This window comes from Rhodoplanes roseus, from assembly GCF_003258865.1.
Lineage (GTDB): Bacteria > Pseudomonadota > Alphaproteobacteria > Rhizobiales > Xanthobacteraceae > Rhodoplanes > Rhodoplanes roseus.
In genome coordinates, this window is record NZ_NPEX01000265.1 from 1 (window position 1) to 7,927 (window position 7,927).

At 71.5% G+C, this 7,927-nt stretch carries 7 protein-coding genes; 4 read left to right on the forward strand and 3 right to left on the reverse strand.

Translation table 11 applies throughout. The features are described 5' to 3' along the window. Nucleotides 1-163: 163 nt before the first annotated feature. Both CH341_RS25200 and CH341_RS25205 read right to left on the reverse strand, forming a co-directional pair. Nucleotides 164-1,144, reverse strand: coding sequence for a Bug family tripartite tricarboxylate transporter substrate binding protein (locus CH341_RS25200; protein ID WP_111421728.1), 981 nt, complete (start codon nt 1,142-1,144; stop codon nt 164-166). 128 nt (nt 1,145-1,272) lie between these two features. Next, nucleotides 1,273-2,154: an NAD(P)-dependent oxidoreductase gene (locus CH341_RS25205; RefSeq protein WP_170149795.1), complete on the reverse strand. Its 882-nt coding sequence runs from the start codon at nt 2,152-2,154 to the stop codon at nt 1,273-1,275. Nucleotides 2,155-2,447: 293 nt separating this feature from the next. On the opposite strand from CH341_RS25205, the gene CH341_RS25210 reads away from it, so the two are divergent. Beyond that, nucleotides 2,448-2,903 (forward strand): (2Fe-2S)-binding protein, encoded by a 456-nt coding sequence (locus CH341_RS25210; protein ID WP_111421730.1) that lies wholly within the window; start codon nt 2,448-2,450, stop codon nt 2,901-2,903. A 1-nt stretch (nt 2,904) separates the two neighbouring features. Continuing rightward, a complete protein-coding gene (locus CH341_RS25215) occupies nt 2,905-5,130 on the forward strand; it encodes a xanthine dehydrogenase family protein molybdopterin-binding subunit (protein WP_111421731.1) in 2,226 nt (741 codons plus the stop codon). Between the two features lie 235 nt (nt 5,131-5,365). Here the strand turns inward: CH341_RS25215 and CH341_RS25220 are convergent, their stop codons facing one another. After that, nucleotides 5,366-6,148, reverse strand: a complete 783-nt coding sequence (locus tag CH341_RS25220; protein ID WP_111421732.1) for a molybdate ABC transporter substrate-binding protein — start codon at nt 6,146-6,148, stop codon at nt 5,366-5,368. A 140-nt stretch (nt 6,149-6,288) separates the two neighbouring features. Here CH341_RS25220 and xth point away from each other — a divergent pair, with 140 nt between their 5' ends. Beyond that, the gene (gene xth / locus CH341_RS25225; RefSeq protein WP_111421733.1) at nt 6,289-7,131 is read left to right on the forward strand and encodes an exodeoxyribonuclease III; all 843 of its coding nucleotides are present in this window, start codon (nt 6,289-6,291) and stop codon (nt 7,129-7,131) included. Beyond that, nucleotides 7,128-7,927: DUF763 domain-containing protein (locus tag CH341_RS25230; protein WP_146604617.1), on the forward strand; the 800-nt coding region annotated here is incomplete at its 3' end. The genes xth and CH341_RS25230, both read left to right, overlap by 4 nt.

Sequence of the window (7,927 nt, forward strand, 5' to 3'; positions counted from 1 at the left end):
GCGGTCGCCCTGGCGCTGCGGCTCGCCGGCGTGCTGGCCGACGCGCTCGCGGCCGGTGCGGGCCGGCTGATGATGATGCACGCGCATCCCCGACCCTCGGTCGGCGCCGACGCGCGCTGACGACGGCGCGGCGGCACGGCACGGCGCAGCGCAGTTCGCCGGCTCAGGGTGCCTCGATGCCGTTCTCGCGGACGATCTCGCGCCAGTGGGCGATCTCCCGGTGAAGCAGCGCCTCGGCGCCGGCCTGGTTGCGCTGCTCCTTGACTGCGACCGTGACGCCCGCCTTGGCGAAGGCGTCGAGAAGCTGCGGCTCCACCAGCGCGGCCTCCAGCGCGACCCGCACCTTGTCGGTGACGGCCGGCGGCGTGCCGGCCCGCGTCATCAGCAGGCTCCAGAAGTTGGTCAGCGACTTCGGCCCGAGCTCGCTCGCCAGGCTGGGCACCGTCGGCATCATCGGGGCGCGCTCGGCCGAGGTGACGGCGAACGCCTTGGCGAGCCCCTCCTGGGCCGGACCGACCGCCGCCTGCAGCGGCGAGGCGGTGAGATCGGCGTGGCCGCCGATCACGTCCTGCACGGCCGGTCCGCCGCCGCGATACGGGATCATGTCGGCCTTGCCGGCGGCCCGCGCCAGCGGGACGATGGCGAAATGGCTGGCGCTGCCGACGCCCGCATGGGCGAGCTTGGCCGGCGTCGGCGACGCCTTCATCCAGGCGATCAGCTCGGGGAGCGTCGTCGCCGGGATGGTCTTGCGGCCCAGGATCACCAGCGGCGAGTCGCTGACGAAGGCGATCGGCACGAGATCCTTCTCGGAGTCGAACGGCAGGCTGCGGTAGAGCGCGGCGTTGATGGCGAAGCCGACATTGTGCAGGAGCAGCGTGTAGCCGTCCGGCGCGGCGCGGGCCGTGCGGGCCGAGCCCATGTTGCCGGCGGCGCCGCTCACCGTCTCGATCACCACGGTGCCGCCGATCTTCTCGGACAGTACCGGCGCCAGGATGCGGGCCAGCACGTCGGTGCCGCCGCCCGGCGCGAACGGCACCACCAGGGTGATGGGCCGCTCCGGCCAGGACTGGCTGTGCGCGGATCTGGAAGGAAGAATGGTCGCAGCCGCCATCGCGGCCACGGCGCCCCGGCGCGTGACTCCCACGGTCGTCTCCTCGCTCGTTTCCTGCCGTCTTTTATCGTTGTGATCTTTATGGCCGAGCGCGTGCCGCGTGGCAACGGCGCAGCCTCACCTTGTATGCATAGCTCGGCGCGGGGCCCTGCGTCCGCCGTTCACGCGCCGTCGATCAGCTCCGCCAGCCGCGGATAGATCGTGGTGAAGTCGTCCGCCGCCCAGCCGAGCGCCATGGCGCGCTGCAGCAGGTCGGCGGTGAGATGCGTGTAGGGCGCGGTCTCGCCGCGCTGGTCCGCGAAGGCGGCGGCCATCGCCAGATCCTTGGCGAGGTTCGACACCGTCGAGCGTCCGTCGAAGCGGCCCGACAGGATGTGGTTCGGAAACCGCACCTCGCTGATGAAGCTGCGGGCGTTGCCGGCGTTGAACACGTCGACGACGGCGGCGAGGTCGAGCCCGGAGGCCTCGGCGAGCCGGCCCGCCTCGCTCATCACCAGGAAATTGGTGTGGACCACCATGTTGTGGATCAGCTTGAGCGTGTGCCCGGCGCCGGACGGCCCGACCAGCGCGGCCTTCCTGGTGAACGCCGCCAGCACCGGCCGCACCCGCTCCAGCACCGCGGCGTCGCCGCCGATCATCAAGGTGAGCGTTCCGGCATCGGCGCCCGCCGCGCCGCCCGTCATGCCGCAGTCGAGATAGGCGCGCCCGGCCGCCGCGGCGCGCTGCGCCAGCTCCCGGGTGCGAGCCGGATCCGACGTGGTGAGATCGAGAATCACCTGCCCGGGACGCGCCACCGAGAGGATCCCGTCGGGCCCGTCCAGATTGGCCGCGATCTCCTTCGAGGTCGGCACCACGAAGACGATCACGTCGCAGGCGGCCGCCATCTCGCGGCCGGCGGCGAACAGGACGTCGCGGCAGAACGGCAGGTCGCGCGCCGCCGGCGCCGGATCGAAGGCGGCCTTCAGCACTCCCGCGCGAAACAGATTGCTGGCGATGCCGCGGCCCATCTGACCGAGGCCGATCACGCCGACACTCGACTCCATCTCTCCCCCCTGACGCCGACGACCCGGGGATCGCGGCGTCGACTTGTTATAACACGTGAGCCGCCTCCACAACGGCGATGCGCCACGCGCCGCGTTCGCGGCTGCGAAGCCGCGCCGCAGCGCAGCATTCCGTCGGCCGGCCTGCGCATCGCTCACCGCGCTTTCACGGACAATTGCGGACGCGCCTCCTTGTCGCATCCAAACGTGCTTGCGACTGTACGGCCCCCGCCGGCAGGCCCCGCAAGCAACGACAGCTTCTGATCACGATCGAAGCGTCCCAGGGAGAAGGCCCGATGTCGATCGCCTTTCGCGTGAACGGACGAGACGTCAGCGTGGAGTCCGAGCCCGACGCCCGGCTGCTCTGGGTGTTGCGCGAGCAGCTCCAGCTCACCGGCACGCGATACGGCTGCGGCACCGGCCTGTGCGGCGCCTGCATGGTGCATGTCGACGGCGACCGCGCCTTCTCGTGCCAGACCTCCCTGCACGAGGTCGCCGGCCGGTCGGTGACGACGATCGAGGGGCTCTCTCCCGACTCGAGCCATCCGGTCCAGAAGGCGTGGCTCGCCGAGAGCGTGCCGCAATGCGGCTACTGCCAGTCCGGCCAGATCATGAGCGCGGCCGATCTGCTGGCCAAGACGCCCAATCCGACGCGGGACCAGATCGTCGAGCACATGAGCACCAATCTGTGCCGGTGCGGCACCTATCCGCGCATCGTGCGGGCGATCGAGCGCGCGGCGAAGGAGGCCTGAGATGACGATCTTCGCACTGGGTTCCGGCGCTGCCGCCGACTCCGCTCCCGACGCCTCCGGCCTCGACCGCCGCATGTTCATGCGCGGCGCCGGCGGTCTCACCTTCGCGGTCGCCATCGGCCTGCCGGCCCTCGCCGCGGAGGCGCGACGCGTCGATCTCGGGCCGTGGGTGACGCTTTCGACCGACGGCACCATCACGATCCGCGGCCCCGCCACAGAGATGGGCCAGGGCTCGCGAACCTCGCTGCCGCTGATCTTCGCCGAGGAGATGGACGCCGACTGGAGCAAGGTGCGGATCGTCCGTGCCGCGCCGATCGACGCCGTGTACGGCAATCCGGGCTTCGGCGGCGTCATGTACACGGCCGGCAGCAGCGCCGTCACCGGCTACTACAAGGCGCTGCGCCAGTTCGGCGCACAGGTGCGGCTGGTGCTGCTCGACAATGTCGCGCGACGTTGGAACGTGCCGGCAAGCGAGCTGACCACCGAGGCCAGCACCGTGGTCCATGCCGCCTCCGGCCGCCGCATCGGCTACGGCGAGATCGCCGCCTTCGCCGAGATGCCGGCCAAGGCGCCGGAGGTGCGCGACGCCGACCTGAAGGATCCGAAGACGTTCCGCCTCATCGGCAAGGACGTGATGCGGGTCGAGCTTCCCACCAAGGTCAACGGCACGGCCGACTACGCCATCAATGTCGCGTTCCCCGGATTGCTCCACGGCGCCGTGCTGCGCACCCCTGTGCCGGGCGACGGCCCGGCGGCGATCGACGACTCGGCCGCAAAAGCGGTGCGCGGCTTCATCCGCACCGTGCCGCTGCCCTACGGGGTCGGCGTGCTGGCCGACAGCACGGTCGCGGCGCTGGCCGCCAAGGACGCCCTCAAGGTGACGTGGACCCGCAAGGCCAAGGGCTGGGGCTTCGACAGCGAGAAGGGCCTGGAGGAGTTCGCCGCGGCGGCGCGCGATCCGGCGCGGCCCTCCAAGCCGTGGGAGACGGCCGGGGGCGGCGCCGCGGCGCTCGCCGCCTGCGCCTCCGTGCACGAGGCCGAGTATCGTTGCGACTTCGCCTATCACGCCCAGATGGAGCCGCTCAACGCGGTCGCCTCGGTGGCGGCCGACGGCAGCGCCTGCGAACTGTGGGTCGGCACCCAGTCGCAGACCATGGCGGTCACGGCGGCGGCGACGACGCTCGGGATCGGCCCCGACAAGGTGACGTTCCACGAGCATCTGCTGGGCGGCGGCTTCGGCCGCCGCGGGCCGCGCGACATGGAGTTCGTGGTCGACGCCGTGCTGCTGTCGCAAGCGGTGAAGCAGCCCGTGAAGATGGTGTGGTCGCGCGAGGACGACATCCGCAACGGCCGCTTCCATCCGCTCACCGCGCATCACATGAAGGCCGGCTTCGACGCCGCCGGGCAGCTCGTCGCCTGGCATCATCGCAAGGCCGCCGACGTCGTCACCGAGTTCCAGGATCCGGTGCGCTACCAGAAGGCCGGGCAGAAGGACTTCATCGGCATGCTCGGCGCCGAGCTGAAGACCTACGGCATTCCCAACCGCCAGGTCGACCAGATCACCATGGACAGCGGCATGCGCACCCAGGCGCTCCGCGGGATCGGGTTCGGGCCGAACAAATGGGCCGTCGAGGTCTTCATCGACGAGCTCGCGATTCTGCGCGGGGCCGATCCGCTGGCGTTCCGGCTCGACCTGCTGAAGGGATCGCCGCGCGCCCATGCGGTGGTCGACAAAGCGGGCCGGATGGCCGACTGGAGCCGCAAGCGGGAGGGCCGCGGGCTCGGCGTCGCCTATATCGATTACTCCGGCACTCAGATCGCCGGCGTGGTCGAGGTCTCGGTCGACCGCGCGTCGGGACAGATCAAGCTGCACGACGTGTGGATCGCGCTCGATTGCGGCGTGACGGTGCAGCCGGACAACATCGTCGCCCAGACCGAGGGCTGCGTGGTCTACGGGATCGGCCTCGCGCTGAGCGAGCGGATCACCATGGTGGACGGCGAGGTGCAGCAGTCGAACTTCTACGACTACCTGATCCCGCGCATGCGGGACGTGCCGGCCATCCATGTCGAGCTGATCGCCACGCCCAACCATCCGACCGGCGTCGGCCAGATGGCGACGCCGGTGATCGCCCCGGCGATCTCCAACGCGGTGGCGGCGCTCACCGGCAAGCGGCTGCGCCACATGCCGATGACCCCGGACCGCGTGCTGGAGACGATGAAGGCGTGACGCCTTCGTCGGTGAGCGTGCCCCGGACAAGGCGCGTCAGGCCGCAGGCCTGATGCGCCGCCGAGCCGGGGCCCAGGGGCGACATGGAGCCGCCCTCACCGGATCGCACTGGGTCCCGGTTCGCGGCGCGTCGCGCCGCGCCCGGGACACGAGGATTTTCTCGCGGTGGGCCAGCGGTGCCGACGCGCATCCGAGCACCGAGCGCGGACGAGCATAGGCGAAGAACCGCTCGACGTCACGAGCCCGCCGGCGCCATGCCCTTGGCCTCGAGGACCTTGGCGGCGTCGGGGCCCGCCAGCGTCTTCAGGAACGCCTTGGCGGCCTCGGGCTGCTTGGCCGTGGCCGAGACGCCGCCGGCATAGACGGTGTAGTTCTGGATGTCGGCCGGCAGCGCGCCGACCAGCACGGCGTCCTTCACGGCGACGATCTCGCTGATCTGGTGGATCGCTAGGTCGGCCTCGCCCGAGACGACCCGCGTGGCGACCAGCCCGCCCGGCACCAGCACGGCCTTGGCCTTGATGGCGTCGGCGATGCCCCAGCGCTCGAACAATCGCATCAGATAGATGCCGCTGGAGCCGCCGGCCGCCGGATCGATCATGGCGACCGTCTTGGCGTCGAGCAGCGCCTGCTTGAACGCATCCGACGTCGAGATGTCGGGCTTCGGGGCGCCCTGCTTCACGGCGACGCCGATGCCGACCTTGGCGAGCGGAACGGCCGGATCGCCGGTGACGCGCCCCTTCTCGGCCAGGCCTTTGAGGCCACCGGGCGTCAGCACCAGCACATCGAACGCCTCGCCGCTCTCGACGCGCTTCACCAGGGCGCCGGCCGTGTCGTTGACCACCTCGACCTTGTGGCCGGTCGCCTTCTCGAACGGGGCGACCATCTCCACCACGATCGGCTTGTAGGCCCCGCTGGTGAGCACCTTGAGGTCGGCGGCGGCCGCCGGCGCCGCGGCCGCGATCGTCATGCCGAGCAGCGGGGCGAGCAGGCGGGAGAGGCGCGGAGAACGGGACGGCATGAGGGCTCCTGGGGGTCGGGGAGGCTTCGGGCCAGCGGCCCGAGGTCGGCATGGTCGTTCACGCCGCCGGTCGTGTCCAGCCGAAGAACCGGGCACCGCCCGCCGCGGAACCGACCGGCCGGCGCGGGGTTGAGTCACCCGTGAAGATCGCGACTTTCAACGTCAACGGCGTCAACGGCCGGCTGCCCGTGCTGCTGCGCTGGCTGGCCGAGGCGGCTCCCGACATCGTCTGCCTGCAGGAGCTCAAAAGTCCCGACGACAAGTTTCCGGGCGCGGCGATCTCGGCGGCCGGCTACGGCGCCGTCTTCCACGGGCAGAAGAGCTGGAACGGCGTCGCCATCCTGGCGCGCGGGGCCGAGCCGGTGGAGACGCGGCGCGGCCTCCCCGGTGACCCGGCCGGCGCGGCGAGCCGCTACATCGAGGCCGCCGTCGATGGCGTGCTGGTCGGCTGCCTCTATGCGCCGAACGGCAACCCGGCGCCGGGGCCGAAATTCACCGACAAGCTCGCCTGGTACGAGCGGCTGACCGCGCATGCCGCGACGCTGCTCGCCAGCGGGGCGCCCGTGGTGCTGGCCGGCGACTACAACGTGATGCCGACCGAGCGCGACGTCTACAAGCCGGAGCGCTGGGTCGACGACGCGCTGTTCCGCCCGGAGGTCCGCGCCGCCTTCCACCGGCTGGTCGCCCAGGGCTGGACCGACGCGCTGCGCCATCTGCATCCGAACGAGCGCATCTACACGTTCTGGGATTACTTCCGGAACGCCTTCGGCCGCGACGCCGGATTGCGCATCGACCATCTGCTCCTGTCGCCGTCGCTCGCCGGACGGCTGAAGACCGCCTCGGTCGACCGCTGGGTGCGCGGCGTCGAGAAGGCTAGCGACCATGCGCCGACCTGGATCGAGTTGACCCGCGCGGGCTCGCGTGACACAGGGCGGACACGGCCGCCCGCGGCGGCGGCCCGACGGAGAGCGAAGCCATCATGACGGCCCGGCGGGCGGGCAGCGCCGATCTTCCGCTCCATGGCGGCCATGTGCCGCCGTGGCTGGCGAGCCGCATGGCGCGGCTCGGCGCCGTGGTGACCGAGGCGATCGTCCACCACTACGGCCGCGACGAGTTTCTGAGGCGCCTGGCGCATCCGTTCTGGTTCCAGTCGTTCGGCGCCGTGATGGGGATGGACTGGCATTCCTCCGGCATCACCACCAGCGTGATCGGCGCCCTGAAGCGCGGCCTCGGCCCACGCGCCAAAGAGCTCGGCCTGCATGTCTGCGGCGGCCGCGGCCGGCACTCCCGCAAGACCCCGGGCGAGCTGCTGGCGATCGGCGAGCGCACCGGCATCGACGGCGCGGCGCTGGCGAATGCCAGCCGGCTGGTCGCCAAGGTCGACAGCGCCGCCGTGCAGGACGGGTTCGACCTCTATCTGCACGCCTTCGTCGTCACCGACGACGGCCGCTGGGCCGTCGTGCAGCAGGGCATGGACGGCGAGCGCCGGCAGGCGCGCCGCTATCATTGGCTGTCGGAGGGACTGGAGAGCTTCGTCGACGCCCCGCACACGGCGATCGACGGCAGGCCGCAGGGCGCCATCGTGAACCTCGCCGACCGCCGCGCCGCCGCGTCGCGCCGGGCCCAGCTCGATCTCCTCTCCGGGCTCGGGCCGGACGGCATCGCCCGCGAGCTCGCCCGCATCGATCCGCCCGCGCCCGTGCCGGACCCCGACGACCAGATGCTGCTGCCGCATCTGATCATGCCGGCCCGCCACGACGTGCGGGCCGAGGACATCGT

Excerpts from the sequence above, each read along its gene's own strand:
- CH341_RS25205 (WP_170149795.1), bottom strand. The coding sequence starts at position 2,154 with ATGGAGTCGAGTGTCGGCGTGATCGGCCTCGGTCAGATGGGCCGCGGC.
- CH341_RS25210 (WP_111421730.1), top strand. The coding sequence starts at position 2,448 with ATGTCGATCGCCTTTCGCGTGAACGGACGAGACGTCAGCGTGGAGTCC.
- CH341_RS25215 (WP_111421731.1), top strand. The coding sequence starts at position 2,905 with ATGACGATCTTCGCACTGGGTTCCGGCGCTGCCGCCGACTCCGCTCCC.
- CH341_RS25220 (WP_111421732.1), bottom strand. The coding sequence starts at position 6,148 with ATGCCGTCCCGTTCTCCGCGCCTCTCCCGCCTGCTCGCCCCGCTGCTC.